General features: G+C 65.4%; 15 protein-coding genes. 6 read left to right on the plus strand and 9 right to left on the minus strand.

Going from position 1 to position 17,989, the window contains the following annotated elements:
- Positions 1 to 48 precede the first annotated feature (48 nt).
- Entirely contained in the window at positions 49 to 2,697 is a 2,649-nt protein-coding gene (gene pepN, locus GGQ64_RS19030) for an aminopeptidase N (protein ID WP_183806907.1), read from the minus strand.
- A 268-nt stretch (positions 2,698 to 2,965) separates the two neighbouring features.
- Positions 2,966 to 4,078 (minus strand): methyl-accepting chemotaxis protein, encoded by a 1,113-nt coding sequence (locus tag GGQ64_RS19035; RefSeq protein WP_183806908.1) that lies wholly within the window; start codon positions 4,076 to 4,078, stop codon positions 2,966 to 2,968.
- Positions 4,079 to 4,366: 288 nt separating this feature from the next.
- On the opposite strand from GGQ64_RS19035, the gene GGQ64_RS19040 reads away from it, so the two are divergent.
- Positions 4,367 to 5,305 (plus strand): DMT family transporter, encoded by a 939-nt coding sequence (locus tag GGQ64_RS19040; protein ID WP_246422784.1) that lies wholly within the window; start codon positions 4,367 to 4,369, stop codon positions 5,303 to 5,305.
- A gap of 39 nt (positions 5,306 to 5,344) precedes the next feature.
- Here the strand turns inward: GGQ64_RS19040 and GGQ64_RS19045 are convergent, their stop codons facing one another.
- The 5 genes from GGQ64_RS19045 to GGQ64_RS19065 all read right to left on the minus strand — a co-directional run bounded on the left by GGQ64_RS19045 (position 5,345) and on the right by GGQ64_RS19065 (position 9,151).
- Positions 5,345 to 6,640, minus strand: coding sequence for an MFS transporter (locus tag GGQ64_RS19045; protein ID WP_183806909.1), 1,296 nt, complete (start codon positions 6,638 to 6,640; stop codon positions 5,345 to 5,347).
- A 148-nt stretch (positions 6,641 to 6,788) separates the two neighbouring features.
- Positions 6,789 to 6,932 (minus strand): hypothetical protein, encoded by a 144-nt coding sequence (locus GGQ64_RS19050; protein ID WP_183806910.1) that lies wholly within the window; start codon positions 6,930 to 6,932, stop codon positions 6,789 to 6,791.
- A 67-nt stretch (positions 6,933 to 6,999) separates the two neighbouring features.
- Entirely contained in the window at positions 7,000 to 7,176 is a 177-nt protein-coding gene (locus tag GGQ64_RS19055; protein WP_183806911.1) for a hypothetical protein, read from the minus strand.
- Positions 7,177 to 7,391: 215 nt separating this feature from the next.
- Positions 7,392 to 8,285, minus strand: a complete 894-nt coding sequence (locus GGQ64_RS19060; protein ID WP_183806912.1) for a uracil-DNA glycosylase — start codon at positions 8,283 to 8,285, stop codon at positions 7,392 to 7,394.
- Between the two features lie 77 nt (positions 8,286 to 8,362).
- A complete protein-coding gene (locus GGQ64_RS19065; RefSeq protein ID WP_183806913.1) occupies positions 8,363 to 9,151 on the minus strand; it encodes an SDR family oxidoreductase in 789 nt (262 codons plus the stop codon).
- A gap of 452 nt (positions 9,152 to 9,603) precedes the next feature.
- Between GGQ64_RS19065 and GGQ64_RS19070 the strand changes: the two genes are divergently transcribed.
- From GGQ64_RS19070 to GGQ64_RS19085, 4 genes are all read left to right on the plus strand, one after another.
- Entirely contained in the window at positions 9,604 to 11,268 is a 1,665-nt protein-coding gene (locus tag GGQ64_RS19070; RefSeq protein WP_183806914.1) for an electron transfer flavoprotein-ubiquinone oxidoreductase, read from the plus strand.
- 259 nt (positions 11,269 to 11,527) lie between these two features.
- A complete protein-coding gene (locus tag GGQ64_RS19075; RefSeq protein WP_183806915.1) occupies positions 11,528 to 12,142 on the plus strand; it encodes a L,D-transpeptidase in 615 nt (204 codons plus the stop codon).
- 305 nt (positions 12,143 to 12,447) lie between these two features.
- The gene (locus GGQ64_RS19080; RefSeq protein ID WP_183806916.1) at positions 12,448 to 13,446 is read left to right on the plus strand and encodes an ABC transporter substrate-binding protein; all 999 of its coding nucleotides are present in this window, start codon (positions 12,448 to 12,450) and stop codon (positions 13,444 to 13,446) included.
- Between the two features lie 117 nt (positions 13,447 to 13,563).
- Positions 13,564 to 14,451: an ABC transporter permease gene (locus GGQ64_RS19085; RefSeq protein WP_183806917.1), complete on the plus strand. Its 888-nt coding sequence runs from the start codon at positions 13,564 to 13,566 to the stop codon at positions 14,449 to 14,451.
- A 297-nt stretch (positions 14,452 to 14,748) separates the two neighbouring features.
- On the opposite strand, the gene GGQ64_RS19090 is transcribed toward GGQ64_RS19085, so the two are convergent.
- Together GGQ64_RS19090 and GGQ64_RS19095 are read right to left on the minus strand one after the other, a co-directional pair.
- Positions 14,749 to 15,168 carry a DoxX family protein gene (locus GGQ64_RS19090; RefSeq protein WP_183806918.1) on the minus strand — a complete coding sequence of 140 codons (420 nt, stop codon included), beginning with the start codon at positions 15,166 to 15,168 and terminating at the stop codon, positions 14,749 to 14,751.
- Positions 15,169 to 15,493: 325 nt separating this feature from the next.
- Complete coding sequence (locus GGQ64_RS19095; RefSeq protein ID WP_183807150.1) at positions 15,494 to 16,729, minus strand: MFS transporter; 1,236 nt, start codon at positions 16,727 to 16,729, stop codon at positions 15,494 to 15,496.
- A 315-nt stretch (positions 16,730 to 17,044) separates the two neighbouring features.
- Between GGQ64_RS19095 and GGQ64_RS19100 the strand changes: the two genes are divergently transcribed.
- Positions 17,045 to 17,983: a diacylglycerol/lipid kinase family protein gene (locus GGQ64_RS19100; RefSeq protein WP_183806919.1), complete on the plus strand. Its 939-nt coding sequence runs from the start codon at positions 17,045 to 17,047 to the stop codon at positions 17,981 to 17,983.
- Positions 17,984 to 17,989: the final 6 nt, after the last annotated feature.

The following is a 17,989-nucleotide window of genomic DNA, read 5'->3' on the forward strand; positions in this document are numbered from 1 at the left end:
TTGTAGTCCGGCGACGTAGCGCCGCCGGAAGGGAAAAAGGCCGCGTTCTCAGCCGTTCAGCATTCGCTCGACGATGTCGGAGACGTCCGCCGAAAGCTTTTCCGCCCCGGCGATGCGCCGCAACGCGTTGAGCGCATGCTCGGCGCGAACCTCTTCCAGGGCGCGCCAGGAGCGCATGGAGGTGAGGATGCGCGCGGCGAGCTGCGGGTTCTTCGGATCGATCTCGAGGATCTGCGAGGCGAGGAAGCGATAGCCCTCGCCATCGGGACGGTTGAACCCGGTCGGGTTGGAGAAGGCGAAGGTGCCGACCAGCGCCCGCACCCGGTTCGGGTTGCTGCCGTTGAAAAGCGGGCTTTCCATCAGCCGCTCGACGCGGGCGAGCGCGCCGCTGCCGGGGATCGTCGCCTGGATCGCGAACCACTTGTCGATCACCAGCGGGTTTTCGGCGAAGCGGGCGCGGAAGCTCTCGAGCGCCGCTTCGGTCTCCGGCGCCTCGGGGAAGCGGTGGGCGAGGACGGTCAGCGCCGCGCTCAGGTCCGTCATGTTGTCGGCTGTGGCGAAGGCCTTTGCGGCGCGCTCAGGCGTACCTTCGGCAATGGCGAGGTAGCCGAGGGCTGCGTTGCGCAGCGTCCGCTTGCCGGCGCTTGCAGCGTCCGGGGTGAAGCTGCCCCTGGTGTGGTTGCGGTCGAACAGCGCTGCGAACAGCGCCGCACCCTGGTGGGCGACGACCGAGAGGACGGCCTCGCGCCCGGCGCGGATCGCATCGGGATCGTTGTTGCTGCCATGCTCGCGGGCGACGTCCGCCTCGCTCGGCAGCGCCAGGATCTGGGCGCGGAAGGCGGGCTCCAGCGTCTCGTCGCCGGCAACCGCGATCAACGTCTCTGCCAGCAGCGGATCGACGGTGATCTCGCCGCCGTCGCGGGCCTTGCGCGCGGCTTCGACAAGGTTCGGCAGCGCGATGTCGCTGAACGCCTGCCAGCGGGCGAACAGGTCGGCATCGTGGCGGGCGATGTGGGCGAGATCGGCCGGCGCCTGCTCGAAATGCACGTTGACCGGCGCGGAGAAGCCGCGGTTGAGCGTGACCACGGGGCGGCCGGCGATGCCCGAAAATGTGACGACCTGGTTGCGCCTGGTGAGGTGCAGCACGTCGCCGGTGACCTCGGCGCCCTCGATCGCAGTCGGCTTCGCCTCGGTTCCGTCGGGAAGAAGCAGGCCGAAGCGCAGCGGAATGTGCATCGGCTCCTTGGCGGACTGGCCCGGCGTCGGCGGCACCAGTTGCTCGAAGGAGAGCGTGAAGACCCCCTTGGGCTGGTCGAAGGCGCTGGAGACGGAGACGAGCGGCGTGCCGGCCTGGTGGTACCAGAGCGAGAACTGCGTCAGGTCGCGCCCGCTCGCATCCTCGAAGCACTTGACGAAATCCTCGATCGTCGCCGCTTCGCCGTCGTGGCGCTCGAAATAGAGGTCCATGCCGGCCTTGAAGAGCTGCGGCCCGAGGATGGTCGCGATCATCCGCGTCACCTCGGAGCCCTTCTCGTAGACGGTCGTGGTGTAGAAGTTGTTGATTTCGCGGTACTTGGTCGGGCGGACAGGATGGGCGAGGGGGCCTGCGTCCTCCGGGAACTGCTCCGACTTCAGGTGGCGCACTTCGGCGATGCGCTTGACCGCGCGCGAACGCTGGTCGGCGGAAAATTCGTGGTCGCGATAGACGGTCAGGCCTTCCTTCAGGCATAGCTGGAACCAGTCGCGGCAGGTGATGCGGTTGCCGGTCCAGTTGTGGAAATACTCGTGGGCGATGATCGCCTCGATATTGGCGTAGTCGGCGTCGGTCGCGATCTCGGGATCGGCCAGAACGTACTTGTCGTTGAAGACGTTCAGCCCCTTGTTCTCCATCGCGCCCATGTTGAAATCGGAGACGGCGACGATCATGAAGATGTCGAGGTCGTATTCGCGGCCGAAAACCTCCTCGTCCCACTTCATCGAGCGCTTGAGCGCATCCATGGCGTAGCCGACGCGCGCTTCCTTGCCGTGCTCGACATAGATCTTCAGCGCCACCTCGCGGCCGGACATGGTGGTGAACGTGTCCTCGACGACGCCGAGGTCGCCGGCGACGAGCGCGAACAGATAGCTGGGCTTCGGGTGCGGGTCGAACCAGGCGGCGAAGGCGCGGCCTTCGTCATAGCCGCCGCCGCCGAGGAAATTGCCGTTCGACAGCAGGACCGGGTTGGCGGCCTTGTCGGCGATGATGGTGATCGTGTAGGGCGCCAGCACGTCCGGGCGGTCGGGGAAGTAGGTGATGCGGCGGAAACCTTCCGCCTCGCACTGAGTGCAGTAGATGCCGTTGGTGCGGTAGAGGCCCATCAACTGGGTGTTGGCCTCCGGGTTGATGAAGGTGGTGATCGTGATCTCGAACGGCGTCTGCGCCGGCAGGTCGCGGATCGTCAGGCTCTCGGGGGTTGCGTCGTACTGGCTGGCGGGGATTTCCCCCTGGTCGAAGAGAAGGCCGGAAAGTGAAAGTTCGTCGCCGTCGAGCACGAGCGGAGCGCCCGGATCGGCTCCCTCCCGGCGATGGAAGATCAGGCGGGCGTCGACCTTGGTGTTGGTCGGGTCGAGTTCGAAGGTCAGGTCGACGCGTTCTAGAACGAAATCGGTCGGGCGGTAATCTGCCAGATGGATGATCCGGCCGTTCTCAGTGCGCATGTTCGGTCCTGCTCGTGTCCTTCGCCTCTTGTCGTTTTAGAGGAACCAGCCAAGAGGGGAAAGGACGATTGGTCTTCGGCTGGTCCCTTCATATTCGTGCGGGCTTAACATCTCATTGCCGGATGCCCCGCCCGCATGACTTTATGCAATTGACGGCTGTCATCGATGCAGGGAGTGTGCCGAAGGTTGCCGCGGCTGGCAAGCTGCCAGCAGGGGGCGGCCGGCCGCAGGCCGGATCGGTCGGGCGGTGGAGGCGAGGGCGGATGCCCTATTTCTGCGCGGCCAGCGCGGCGCGGATCTCGGCGTCGTTCTCGGTCTGCTGGACGACCACGCCGGTCCAGCCGAGCCCGTCATAGTCCTCGTAGCCGATCGTCCTTGCGAAGGCGACGATGGTTCCGTCGGGGGCGTAGTAGCTGCCGCGCATCGCGCCGTTCGGATTGCTGAGGCCGAAGCTGGTGAAGATCATCGCGGGGCGGTTCGAGGCGATGACGCGGTTGTCGCCGTCGAGCAGCATCACATGGGTGCGCTCGGCCACGTGCGGCGGCAGGCTCGCCTCCTTCTCGACGATCGACTGGCCCTGTTGCTGCCAGTCGAAGTAGACGCCGAGGCTGCCGAGCAGCCGGCCGTTCGGCAGGCCGCCCTCGCGGATGCCCGCGGCATAGACGATCGCATGCCGCCCGTTGTGCAGGTTGCTCGGCTGGACCCGCTCCACCGCATAGTCGTCGCCGCTCTTCGTTGCCGCCGCCGCGCGGAACCAGTCCTTGTCGGAGAGGTTCACGCCCCGCACGGAGCTGGCATAGCCGGGGTTGGCGGAGGCCACCACCCGTCCTTCGGCGTCGGTCATGACCAGGTCGAGGTAGACGGTATAGTACTTGGCGATCACCGACAGCCGGGCGGCCGCGGCGTCGAAGGCGCTCCGGCCGGGCGCCTGCAGGGCCTGCCACAGCGCGGGATCGGTGGTCCACCACCGTACGTCGGCCGTGCGTTCGAACAGGTTGCGCACGATCAGCTGCACCAGCGTCTGCGCCAGGTCGACCAGCCGGACGCCCTCCATCTGGTCGACGAGCGACTCCGAGACCGAGCGGCCGAGCGCAATGCGGCCGAGCACGTTGCGCTCGAACTGCTGGGCGATCGTGCTGGAGATGTCCGCCAGCCGCTGGACCTCGGAGGCGACGACGGCAAACCCCTTTCCGGCCTCGCCGGCGCGCGCCGCTTCGATGCTGGCGTTGATCGCCAGCATCTTGATCTGGCGGGCGATCGAGCTGTTTTCCTCGCTGAAGTGTTCGAGGTCGGTGCCGATCCCCTCGGCGATCGCGCGCATCGTCCGGGGCGTGGCGGAAAGCTGTGATGATGCCTGTGCAGTCGCGGGCTTGGCGGACATGACAATCTCATGGAATGGCCGACGGGGAGGGCCGCCGGAGAGGTGAAATTGATCAAATTTTTCTCAATTATGATTAATGCTCAATATTTGAGAAATGGTTTATAAATTGCATGACTAAACCACTGCGTGCAGGAATTCCCGCGCCCATCAAAACCTTTTCGGGTGCATCACCAAAATTGATCCCGAATCCCCGCGCCGTCGTATAGGTTCGGTGCAACCCCTTCCCCCGCCTATGGACGCTGATGCGCTGCGGCCCTGCAAGGTCGTGAACAAGAGACTGTCAGACGCATGGAATTTGCCGAGCAGCAGCCGATGAAGGCGATCTTTCTCAAGGTCTCCTCCGTCGTAATCTTCGTTTGCATGTCCACGCTGATCAAGGCGGCGGGGGAGGGTATCGCCACCGGCCAGATCACCTTCTACCGCTCGGCCTTCGCCATGGTGCCGATCATGGCCTGGCTTGCGGTGCGCGGCGAACTCGTCGATTCCTTCCGCACGAACAACGTCCTAGGCCATCTCGGCCGCGGCTTCATCGGCATCCTGGCGATGAGCTTCGGCTTCTACGGGCTTCTCCACCTGCCGCTGCCCGAGGCGATCGCGATCGGCTATGCGATGCCGCTGATCGCGGTCATGATCGCAGCATTGTTCCTGAAGGAGACGGTGGGCCTCTATCGCTGGTCGGCGGTGCTGGTCGGGCTCGTCGGCGTCGGCGTCATCACCTGGCCGCGGCTGACGCTGCTGGAGCAGGGCGGTGTCGGTACCGCCGAAGCGCTCGGCGCCATGGCCGTGCTCACCTCGGCCACGCTCGGTGCCGTGGCGATGGTGCTGGTGCGCCGGCTGGTACAGACGGAGAAGACGCCGACGATCGTCCTCTATTTCTCGCTGTCGGCCTCGATCTTCTCGCTCGCAACCCTGCCGCTCGGCTGGGTCGACCTCTCCGGCCGGGCGCTTCTCCTCCTGGCGCTGGCAGGCTTCTGCGGCGGCGTGGCCCAGCTTCTGCTGACGGCGAGCTATCGTTATGCCGACGTCTCCACCATCGCCCCGTTCGAATATACCTCGATCCTGCTCGGCCTGGGCTTCGGCTACCTGCTGTTCGACGACGTGCCGACGCTGGCCATGCTGGCCGGCACCGTGATCGTCGTCAGCGCCGGCATTTTCATCATCATCCGCGAACACAGGCTCGGCCTGCGGCGCAAGGCGGCGCGCCGCCACGTGACCCCGCAGGGCTGAGCGGACGGGCCGCCGCAGGTGGCGATGATCCGCTTTCGTTCAGGGCTTCGTCCACTGCGGCGTGGTGGTGTCGGCAATGAGGTCGTCCGTTCCCTCGTCGGTGACAGCATCGGCCTGCAAGGCGGCCGAGGCTTCGGCCGCGAGCGGCTGCACCGGCATGGCCTGGTAGTCGGTCTTCCCCACCATGCCTGTCTCGGCGTCGCGCCGCATGATGCGCCAGGCGGCATAGCCGCCGTAGAGGGCAAAATAGAGCGTGAAGACGGCGAACAGCGACGTGGGGCCGAAGCGGTCCATCACGGGGCCGGCCACCAGCGGGCCGGAGATCGTACCGATCCCGTAGACGATCATCATCCCCGAGGAGATCTCGACATATTCGTCCGGCTGGGCGAGGTCGTTCGCATGCGCCACGTTCAGCGCGTAGATCGGGAAGAGGACGGAGCCGACGAGGCCGGCGACAAGATAGAGCAGGATCGGCGAGCCGCCCTGCACGGCGATCATGGCAAGGCTCGCGGCCACGCCGACGCCGCCGCAGACCACCATGACGAGGCGCCGGTCCATCCGGTCCGAAGCACGCCCGATCGGGATCTGCGCCAGCGTGCTGCCGATGAGGAGTGCCGCGAGTAGCGTGGCGCCCTGCGTCGTCGTCAGGCCGATCCGCTGGGTGAAGACGCCGCCGAGATTGAGCCAGGCGCCGGAGAGCGCGCCGGCGAGGAACGCGCCGACGACGGCGACGGGCGAGCGGCGATAGAGCTTGGGCACGTTGAACCGGGCCTGGGTCGGCGCGGCGGGCAGCGGCGAGGAGGTCAGCGCCGTCGGCAGCAGCGACACCGAGAAGATGATGGCGCAGAGGATGAACAGCGTGGTGCTCATCGGATCGCCGAGCGGCACCAGATACTGCCCCGCGACGCTGCCGACCATGGTCGTCATGACATAGAGCGAGAACACGCCGGCGCGGTTGTCGTTCGTCACCCGCTCGTTCAGCCAGCTCTCGATGATCAGGTAGCTGCCGGCGATCGCGAAGCCGGAAATGGTGCGGAACAGGATCCAGGCGCGCCAGTCGACCATGACCGAGCAGAGCAGGATCGCGATCGAAAGCAGCGTCACCAGCGCCACGAACACGCGCACGTGGCCGACGGCGAGGATGAACTTCGGGGTGACGATGCACGAAGAGGTGAAGCCGAGCGTGTAGCCCGTCGCGATCCAGGTGATCGTCTGCGTCGACCATCCCTCCGCCACCGCCCGCACCGGGATGACATAGCTCTGAAGGCCGAATGCCACCATCATCAGGAGCGTGGACAACAGGAGGCTCACAAAGGGGACGAGACTCGCCAGCATGACAGAATTCCGGAGACGGCGCACACGGCCGATATGGCGCGCGGGACAGTAGGGATGTGCCTCTAAAGAAGTCCGTCTGCGGTGTCCACTGCGACAGCGATTGGCGCAAAGAACGGGGTGGCGCGGCTCCGGACCGCGCGCCCGGCGTTCAGTTCGGCAGGAACGCCTTCAACTGGTCGCTCCGCTGGGCGGCATCACGCGGAAGCGAGGCGAGCACGTTGTACTCGCGCGCGGCGTTGACCGCCGCGCGGATGTCGTGCAGGTCGGAAATCAGCTTGCGGAAACGTTGCATTCGGTTTCTTCCCGGTCTTGGAACGGCAAAGCGCGTCTGCATGGTCCGGATGAACGCGAAGGCGCTATCAGCGCTGCACGAACTCGGCGTAGATGTTTGCAGGGCGGTTGATGCGAGCATAGCCGGAAGCGGTCATCTGCTCGTTGGCCGGAGTGCGCAGGCCACCGAAGCCATCGGCCGGACGGTAGGCGGCATGGCGCAGCGTCTCGAAGCTCGAATGGATGGGGCGAAGGCGGGCGGTCATGATCGTATATCCTTAATCTGTCCTCCCGTCGCTTATATTGCAGCGCAGCATCCGACTTGCAATGCGACATTACGCCCCGCTGATATGCGCAGATCGCATGGCTCTCGTAATATTCTGTTCATGAAGAAGGCAACGATTCGGGCAGGAACGCGAAGTCCACGTTCGGCTGTTGCGGCTGTATTCGAATAAAGCATTGAAAATAAACAGGTAATCTATCAGTCGATTCGCTCAGTCGACCCCGTCAGTCCTGCGCGAAACGCAAGCAAGTCCTGCCAGGCAAGGCGCTTGCTGATCGGTGCGGCGGCAAGATCCTGCGGGTGCAGTGTTGCGAGGGCTGCGATTTTTCGCCCGCCGATCTCCATTTGCCGCCATTCTCCGCGCATCTGATGGATGGTCTGGGTGCCGCCGAAGAAGAACCGGGCGGCGAAATTGCCGAGAATCAGCAGGTGATTCGGCGCCGCCAGCGCGATCTGGCGCTCGATGAAGGGGCGGCAGATGTCGCTCTCCGGCACAGACGGCACGCGGTTGCCGGGCGGACGCCAGGGAATGACGTTCGAAAGCAGCACATCGGTGCGGGCAAGGCCGATGCCGGCGAGCATGCGGTCCAGCATCGCGCCCTGCCGGCCGGAGAAGGGGAGCCCTTCGCGATCGTCGTCCGCATTGGGCATCGGCCCGATCACCATGATCGAGGGTTGCATGTTGCCTTGCGCGAAGACCAGTCCGCGGGCGCTGTTCTTCAGGTTGCAGCCGCCGAAACCCTCCATCGCCGCCCTGAGCTCGTCCAGCGTCGTGGCACCTGCCGCTGCGGCGGACGCCTCGGCCACCGCCTGTCCGTCGGGCATGGCGACCGCGGGCGCTGCGATCTCGCGGGGTGCGGCCCGCGCGGCGTTGCGCGCGCCCGCATTTCCGGAGGGCGGCTGTCGGTCGTCCGTGCTCCGGGCGGGCGCATCGCCGCTGCCCTGTCGGGCGGCATGGGCTGCCCGCATCGCCTCGAACTCGGCAATGCGGTCGACCGGTTGGTCCTCGAGCAGCCATTCGACCCCCGCATCGGCGTGGAACGCGAGCAGGGCGGCCAGTTCGGCGGCTTGAAGGTCAGCGGCGGAGATCATGCCCTAGCCATACAGGAACGGCCGCACCTGCCGCAAGGCCGCGGCCGGAATGGGCGCGCGCCGTTCGCGCATTCCGCTCAGGTCGACCGCGCAGCGCCGCCGTCGCAGCGCACGAGCGTGCCGGTCACGTAGCTTGCGGGCTCGCTGCAGAGGAAGGCGGCCGTGGCGGCAAACTCTTCGACGCGGCCGTAGCGGCGGGCGGGGATCTCCGCTTCGGACTCGGTCTGAACCGCCTCGATCGACCTGCCGCTGCGCTTGGCCGCCATCGCATCGAGGCTCTCCAGCCGATCGGTGCGGATGCTTCCTGGCAGCAGCATGTTGGCGGTGATGCCGTATTGCGCCACCTCGCTTGCCAGCGTCTTCGACCAGCCGGCAAGCGCCGGGCGCAAGGTGTTGGAAAGCGCCAGGCCGGGGATCGGCTCGATCACGCCGGAGGAGGCGACCGTCAGGATGCGGCCCCAGCGCTGCGCCTTCATCTGCGGCAGCAGACGGTTGGTGAGTGTGATCAGGCGCAGGACCATCGCGTTGAAATAGGTCGCAAGCGTCTCCGGCGTCATATCCTCGGTCGATCCTGGCGTCGGGCCGCCGGAGTTGTTCACCAGAATGTCGATCCCGCCGAGCTTTTCGGCGACCGCCGCCTCGAGCTTTTCAACCACGTCGGCGTCGAACAGGTCGGCGATGGCGAACGACGCGCGCCCCTGGCCTTCGGCGTTGATCGCGGCGCAGTTTTCCGCAAGGCTGTCGGCATTGCGTCCGCACAGCAGCACGTCCGCGCCTTCGCGCGCAAGTGCTGCGGCGATCCCGCGGCCGAGCCCGCGCGACGAGGCGAGCACCAGTGCTCTCTTTCCCTTGATGCCGAGATCCATCTGTTCTCTCCTGCCAGCGCTGTTCGTCCCGAGGCGGTGCCGAGCGGGGCGCCTCGTATATGATCCGTCATGCCGGCGGGTGCCGGCGTGCAGATGGCTATAGTACGCTCGCCACAGCTTGCCAAACACGTATCCGACATTTCTCGGGTCGGCTGGCACTGATTCTGTCAAGAATAGTTCCGGGATCGTCAAGAGCGTTCGCGATATCGATCATAGGCTGCGACGTGCCCATCGGCCGGCGGCGGCCGCCGGGTGCGGGAGAAACGGCCTTCCGACGACATTCGTTGTTGACGTGCACGTCAATGCAAATAAATGTCTGCCCTCGGGCATGACGTCATGCGCAAATGCGGACACTCCCTGTCGCCCCTTGGCTCGACAGGGACTTGCGCATTTGTCATGAGGGCCGCAATAACCATTCAGCCGTCAAGGGACGGCAGCGGAGGCAGGAACGGATGAGCGAGGCGATGGAACTTCCCGAACGCGAGAGCATGGAGTTCGACGTTGTGATCGTCGGCGCGGGGCCGGCGGGCCTCGCCGCGGCCATCCGGCTGAAGCAGGTCGATCCCGATCTCACCGTCGTCGTGCTCGAGAAGGGCGCGGAAGTCGGAGCGCACATCCTCTCCGGTGCCGTCGTCGATCCGATCGGCATCGACCGTCTGCTGCCCGACTGGCGCGAGGACGACAGCCACCCCTTCAAGACCGAGGTGAAGGACGATCATTTCCTCCTGCTCGGCCCGGCCGGCTCCATTCGCCTGCCGAATTTCGCCATGCCGCCCCTGATGAACAACCACGGCAACTACATCGTCTCGCTGGGCAATGTCTGTCGATGGCTCGCCACCAAGGCGGAGGAACTTGGTGTCGAGATCTATCCGGGCTTTGCCGCGACCGAGGTGCTCTACAACGACGAGGGCGCGGTGATCGGCGTCGCCACCGGCGACATGGGCATCGAGCGCAACGGCGAGCCGGGCCCGAACTATACCCGCGGCATGGCGCTGCTCGGCAAGTACACCCTGATCGGCGAGGGCGTGCGCGGTTCGCTTGCCAAGCAGTTGATTTCGAAGTTCGACCTATCGAAGGGCCGCGAGCCCCAGAAGTTCGGCATCGGCCTGAAGGAACTCTGGGAGGTCAAGCCGGAGCACCACAGGCCCGGCCTCGTCCAGCATTCCTTCGGCTGGCCGCTCGGCATGAAGACCGGCGGCGGCTCGTTCCTCTATCACCTGGAGGACAATCTGGTGGCCGTCGGCTTCGTCGTCCACCTGAACTACAAGAACCCCTGGCTCTATCCGTTCGAGGAGTTCCAGCGGTTCAAGACGCATCCCGCCATCCGGGGCACCTTCGAGGGCGGCAAGCGTCTCTCCTACGGCGCCCGCGCCATCACCGAGGGCGGCTACCAGTCGGTGCCGAAGCTGTCCTTCCCCGGCGGCGCGCTGATTGGCTGCTCGGCCGGCTTCGTCAACGTGCCCCGCATCAAGGGCAGCCACAATGCGGTCCTCTCCGGCATCCTCGCCGCCGAGAAGCTGGCCGATGCCATCGCTAGCGGTCGCGCCCATGACGAGCCGATCGAGATCGAGCGCGGCTGGCGCGACAGCGCGATCGGCGCCGACCTGAAGAAGGTCAGGAACGTCAAGCCGCTCTGGTCGAAGTTCGGCACGGCGGTCGGCGTCGCCCTCGGCGGGCTCGACATGTGGACCAACACGCTGTTCGGCCTCTCCTTCTTCGGCACGCTGAAGCACGGCAAGACCGACGCGCAGAGCCTCGAGCCGGCCGAGAAGCACCAGAAGATCGACTATCCGAAGCCCGACGGTGTGCTCACCTTCGACCGCCTTTCTTCGGTGTTCCTGTCCAACACCAACCACGAGGAAGACCAGCCGATCCATTTGCAGGTCAAGGATCCGGAGTTGCAGAAGACCTCGGAACTCGACGTCTATGCCGGCCCGTCGACCCGCTACTGTCCGGCGGGCGTCTACGAGTGGGTTCAGAAGGACGGCAAGGACGTCTTCGTCATCAACGCCCAGAACTGCGTCCACTGCAAGACCTGCGACATCAAGGACCCCAACCAGAACATCAACTGGGTGCCGCCACAAGGCGGCGAAGGGCCGGTCTATCCGAACATGTAGTGTTCGGGGAGCCGGACCGCATGGACCCCCGCACAGAAGAGCGGGCGAGGGGCCGGTCTATCTGAACATGTGAGGGAGGGCGTCCGTCGGATCAATCGGACGGACCCCAACTGCCATCAGGATTCCATCTGTTCCACGGCGGTGCCTCCGCGTCAGTTGACGCATTCGTGATCACTTTCCCGAACGCAACTTTATCAATTCATTAACCATAATCTCAATAAACCTTGGGTCGTCATATTGACTTGCCAAGGACACATTCATGCCGATTTCCCGCCGAGGCCTTCTGCTGGGCATGTCCGCTCTGCTTGCCGGCTGCTCCACCAATGCACCGAGCCACGTTGCCAACTATGCCGCCATTCCGGACGAGAAATTCCCGCTCAAGGCCATGCCGCTGGACAAGATCAAGCCCGAGTTGCGCCGCCAGGAGGTTGCCTATGAGGGGCCGCACAAGGCTGGAACCGTCGTCGTCGATACCCCCGCGCGCCGGCTCTACTACGTGCTCGGCGAGGGCAGGGCGATGCGCTACGGCGTCGGCGTGGGCCGCGAGGGGCTGGCCTTTGCCGGCAACGCCTATGTCGGCCGCAAGGCGGACTGGCCGCGCTGGACGCCCACCCAGAACATGATGCGTCGCGAGGAGCGCTACCGCAAGCTCGCCGGCGGCATGGAGGGTGGCCCGTGGAACCCGCTCGGCGCACGCGCCATGTATCTCTATCGCGGCGGCAACGACACGCATTTCCGCATCCACGGAACCAACCAGCCGGAATCGATCGGCCTTGCCATGTCGAGCGGCTGCGTGCGCATGCTGAACCACGATGTCATTGACCTTTACGAACGCGTCAAGGTTGGCGACCGGGTCGTGGTGGTGCAGGCCTGATTCGGCTGTGCACTGAAAAAAAGCTGAATGCTATCATCCGATTAGCGCAGCACCCGCATAACGGGCGGCGCTGGTCGCGGTGCAGCCGGTCTCTCGCGGCGATTTGATGGCGATGGCGCAATGGGGCCAGTCTCGGGCGCATTCTGAGCGACATTCCCCCGCACTCCTGCAAAACTCGGGACTGTGCATCCGAGCCGTTCCGACCGCTGCCGTCGGGCCGGTCCGATGCTTCCAATCGCGATGCCGGTTGCGGCGGTGCAGTCGGACATTGGGGCGAAATCGCCGCCGGATAGAGGGAACCGACAATGAAGAAGCTTCTTGCAACCACGTGTCTCGCCTTCGGCCTGTTCGGCCTTGCGGGTGCGGCAAACGCCGAATGCGGCGACGTGACGATCGCCAGCATGAACTGGCAGAGCGCCGAGGTCCTGGCAAGCCTGGACAAGATCATCCTGGGCGAGGGCTATGGCTGCAACGCCGATGTCATCGTCGGTGACACCGTTCCCACCATCACCTCGATGATCGAGAAGGGCGAGCCGGATCTGGCGCCGGAAGGCTGGGTCGACCTGCTGCCGGACGTCGTCAACCGCGGCCTCGAAGAGGGCAAGCTCGTCGGCGCCGCCGTGGCGCTGTCGGACGGTGCGGTCCAGGGCTGGTGGATCCCCAAATACCTCGCCGACGCCAATCCCGAGATCAAGACGATCGACGATGCCCTGAAGCATCCCGAATTGTTCCCCGATCCGGAAGATTCCTCCAAGGGCGCCGTTCACAACGGCCCGCAGGGCTGGGGCGGCACCGTCGTCACCGCGCAGCTGTTCAAGGCCTATGGCGGTGAGGCAGCCGGCTTCAGCCTGCTCGACACCGGCTCGGCCGCCGGCCTCGACGGCTCGATCGCCAAGGCCTACGAGCGCAAGGAAGGCTGGGTCGGCTACTACTGGGCCCCGACGGCATTGCTCGGCAAATACGAGATGGTCAAGCTCGAGCACGGCGTCCCGGCCGATGCGGCCGAGTGGAAGCGTTGCAACACCGTAGCCGATTGCCCCGACCCGAAGAAGAACGACTGGCCGAAGGACAAGGTGCAGACGCTGGTGACGAAGAGCTTCGCCGACCGCGCCGGTTCCGATGTCATGGACTACCTCAACAAGCGCGCCTGGACCAACGAGACGGTCAACAAGCTGATGGCCTGGATGACCGACAACCAGGCGAGCGGCGAGGACGGCGCCAAGCACTTCCTGCAGGAAAACGAAGCCCTGTGGACCCCCTGGGTTTCGCCGGAAGCTGCCGAGAAGGTCAAGGCTTCGCTCTGATCCTGCAACTGTTAAACTCGGCGGCGCGTCCGGACAGGGCGCGCCGCCTGTCGGTTTTCCGGCGGCCTCCGGCAGCACGGCCGGTGGCGCAGAGAGGCAAGAAGAAGGGGAACGGGCATGGAATGGCTCACCAAATTTCCGCACATGAACGACAATTCGCTGCGCGATCTGAAAAAGGCGATCGACGAGGGCTTTCGCGCGTTCACGCGTGCCTATGGTGACACGATCGAGAGCTTCTTCGATCCGCTGCAGTTCTTCCTGATCCAGTCCGAGCGGCTTCTGACGCGCACGCCCTGGCCGATCGTCATCCTCGCGATCGCACTGATCGCCTGGCTCGCCAGCCGCAACTGGAAGATCGTCGCCGGCTGCGTCGCCACGCTGCTCCTCATCGGTTACTTCGACATGTGGGACGACACGATGAAGACGATCTCGATGATCTTCGTCTGCACCGTGCTGTCAATCGCGGTCGGCATTCCGATCGGCATCGCCATGTCGCGCTCCGACCGGCTCCAGAACCTGATCAATCCCGTGCTCGACGTGATGCAGACGATGCCGAGCTTCGTCTATCTCATCCCCGTCGTCATGCTGCTCGGCATCGGCAAGGTGCCGGGCTTGATCGCCGTCGTCATCTACGCCATCCCGCCGATGATCCGCCTGACCAATCTCGGCATCCGCCTCGTCGACAAGGACGTGCTGGAAGCCGCCGACGCTTTCGGTTCGTCGGGCTGGCAGAAATTGAAGAACGTACAGATGCCTCTGGCGCTCCCCACCATCATGGCCGGCATCAACCAGACAATCATGATGGCGCTGGCGATGGTGGTGATCGCATCGATGATCGGCGTCCAGGGCCTCGGCCAGCCGGTGCTGAAGGCGATCTCCAACCAGTATTTCACCCTCGGCATCTTCAACGGGCTCGCCATCGTCGGCATCGCCATCATCTTCGACCGCGTCAGCCAGGCCTATGGCAAGCGCCTGCAGCGCCACCGCGAGATCGTGCACGGCTGAGCGGAATATCACCCGAAGGAAACGAAGAGGCCCCGGCGTGTCGCGCCGGGGCCTCTCTCTTGTTCTCTTGTTTTCTGTTCTCTTGGGCTCTGCGAGCCGGACCGATCGGGGACGCCGCCCCGGGAGTTGGGGGGCGGGGCGGCGTCCCTTTGCCGCTACGCCGTAGCGGCAAACCGGTCGGGATGGGCGGACGTCCAGGCACGCCATGGAGCGCCGAAGGTTCCGTCATTTGTGAAAAATGGGCGCGATCAGGACGCCGCCCCGGGAGTTGGGGGGCGGGGCGGCGTCCCTTTGCCGCTACGCCGCAGCGGCAAACCGGTCGGGATGAGTGGACTTCCAGGCAACGACCATCAGCGCTCCGATGACGGTCACGTGCTCCATGACGACATAGAACTCGAGGGTACGGAACGGTTCTTCCATCGCCCAGAAGCCGTGCGCGATCGGGATCGTGAGTGCGGTGAAGACCGCGAGCATGCCGGCGCCGAGCCAGGTGAAGCGGTTGGCGATGATGAAGGCCGATCCAAACAACTGCGTCAGCGCGACGGCGGCGGTGAAGAACGGGGCGGGTTCCAGTCCGAAATGCGCCATCTCGGCAACGCCGGCATCGAAGTCGATCAGTTTGGCCAGGCCGCTCATCCAGAACATGGAGGTCAGCACCGTGCGGGCGAGGTAGCCGAACCAGTCGGAACCGGTCAGGGAATCGATAAAGCGAGGCATTTCAGTCTCCGAAACACATGTTGGATCTTCCGGCGCCGTCCCGGCTTCCGGTCCGACCCGCCCCGATCCTTTCGGTTCGTTCGGCGGGCCGCTGGAGACATCTCTACCAGAGCGCGTGTCGGAAGGTGTCACCTCGGTAACACCCTTGTGCGCATGCGCGACTGCCGGTCGCCGGGCGCAACCGTGCAAGGTCGCGCACGGCCGGCGGGCCTGCGATGCGGGTGCCTGGAGGCGGGATAGGGAAGGGGAATTCGACGGATTCTATGCGCAGTGGCGCGCCGCATTCCTGCGGCCGCGCGCTCAACCTCGACCGGAGGTCAGCCGGTCATTCCGCCGGGACGATCGCAGCCGGAACCTGCCGGTCGCGCCGGTCGAGCGCCACCGACGTCGCAAACACCAGCATGCCGCAGATTGCCATGATGGCGCCGACGAAGCCCATCGAGCCGTAGCCGTAGCCAAGGTCGATGGCGATGCCGCCGAAAAGGGCGCCTAGTGCATTGGCGACGTTGAAGGCCGAGTGGTTCAGGGCCGCGGCAAGCGTCTGGGCATTGCCGGCGACATCCATCAGTCGCGTCTGCAACGCTGGCCCGACGACGAAGCTGCAGCCGATCAGGAAACAGCAGACAAACAGCATGGCCGGGATGTGCGCGGTCAGGGAGAGCGTGACGAGCACGAAGAAATAGACCGTCAGCGACCAGCCGATCGTGCGCATCAGCGACAGGTCGGCGAGCTTGGCGCCGAAGATGTTGCCGACGATCATGCCCGAGCCGAAGACGGCCATGATGACCGGAACCATCGACAGGTCGAGCCGGGCGACCTCGGTGACGATCGGCGAGATATAGGTGAAGACGGCGAACATGCCGCAGAAGCCGGTGGCGGCGATGCCGAGCGTCAGCCACACCTGCTTGCGCTTCAAGGCCTCCAGTTCGGTAAAGGCGTTGATGCCGACCGGCGCCCTGTCGCGCGGCAGGAAGACGGCGATGAGGCCCACCGTCAGCACGCCGGTGACGCCGACGGCCGAAAACAGGAACTGCCAGTCGAGGATCTGGCCGAAGAAGGCGGCAAGCGGGGTGCCGATGAGCGTCGCGAGCGTCAGGCCGAGCATCACCTTGCCGACGGCCTGCGTGCGCCTGTTGACCGGTACCATCGAGGCGGCGACGAGGGCTGCCACGCCGAAATAGGCGCCGTGCGGCAAGCCGGTCAGGAAGCGCATCACGATGAAGCTCTCGAAGGTCGGCGCCAGGGCGCTGGCGATATTACCGATCGCAAACACGCTCATCAGCGCCAGAAGCAGGTCGCGCCGGCGGAAGCGCGCCCCGATGACCGCCAGCAGCGGCGCGCCGACGACGACCCCGAGCGCATAGGCGCTGATGACATAGCCAGCCTGCGCATTGGAGACGCCGAAGGTGGTGGCGACGTCCGGCAGGAGGCCCATGATGGCGAATTCGCCCGTGCCGATGCCGAAGCTGCCGACGGCGAGCGCGAGGATGATGAGCGACACCGTGAGCGGCGAGACGCGGGGCTGGTCGGCAAGGGAGGCGGCGTTTGCGGCGGGATGCATTTCGGACACGGAGGCTTCTCGGTGGGCAGCGCAGTGCAAGGGCAGAAGTGCGCGCGACCACCCTCCCAGGTGCGGTGCAGGCGTTCCGGCCGACGGCCATGCGTTGAATGAACGACAGGGTTGGACTCTGCGAACAAGCGCGGAGCTTGACGAACGTTAACATCGTCTGGCGGATTCAGTATTCGCATTTTTGCATGGCAGCACCGCGCCCCATGCGCAGGTGATCGAAGTGGGCTGCCGCTGTTATTTCGCCGCTTTGCAACTATCTAATGCGGAGCACGTTTGGGGAGGGCGCGAGAAGGACCGGAGAACCCGATGCGGATTCAGGCGATATTCAACAAGGATGGCGGCACCTTCCGCACCACCGACATGGAAGCCTATGTCCGCCATGCCGAAAAGGTGTTCGGCGATGCGGGCCACCATCTGGATTGCGACGTCGTCGAGGGGGCCGATATCGAGATGGCGCTGCGCCGCTGCGCCGACCGCACCGACCTCGACGCCATGCTCGCCGGCGGCGGCGACGGCACGATCTCGGCGGCAGCCGGTTTCGCCTGGGAAAGCGGCATCTCGCTGGGTGTCGTCCCGGCCGGCACCATGAACCTCTTCGCCCGCTCGCTGCGCATACCGCTCAACATCTGGCACGCGCTCGACGCGCTCGCCGAAGGCACCGTGGCCGAAGCCGACATCGGCAGCGCCAACGGCCGCGCCTTCGTCCACCAGTTCTCCGCCGGCATGCACGCGCGCATGGTGCGGCTGCGCAATGCGATGACCTACCGCTCGCGGGTCGGCAAGATGGCGGCCAATGTGCGCGCCGCCATCGGTGTCATGCTGGATCCGCCGGAATTCGAGGTCGAGTTCGACGTCGACGGCGTGCGCGAGCATCGCAGCGTCTCGGCGATCAACGTCTCCAACAACCGCTTCGGCAACGACGGGCTGCTCTATGCCGAAGACGTGACCGGCGGCCATCTCGGCTTCTACGTCGCCAATCCGCTGACGTCCCGCGGCGTGGCCAGGCTCGCCGCCGACATCATGCGCGGCAAGCTGCGCGAGAACGCGGACGTGACCGAGATGACCGGCAGCGCCGTCGACCTGCACTTCCCCAAGATCGACCGCGCCGTCAATTGCGTCATCGACGGCGAGCTCCTGCCGATGGGCAAGGACGTCTCCCTGCGCCTGCATGCCGGCGAACTGAAGGTGATCGTCCCGCGCGTCGAGGCGCAGCAGTCCTCGCCGACCACCGAGGCGGCGGCGTGATCTGCT

This window comes from Mycoplana azooxidifex (genome assembly GCF_014196765.1).
GTDB lineage: Bacteria > Pseudomonadota > Alphaproteobacteria > Rhizobiales > Rhizobiaceae > Mycoplana > Mycoplana azooxidifex.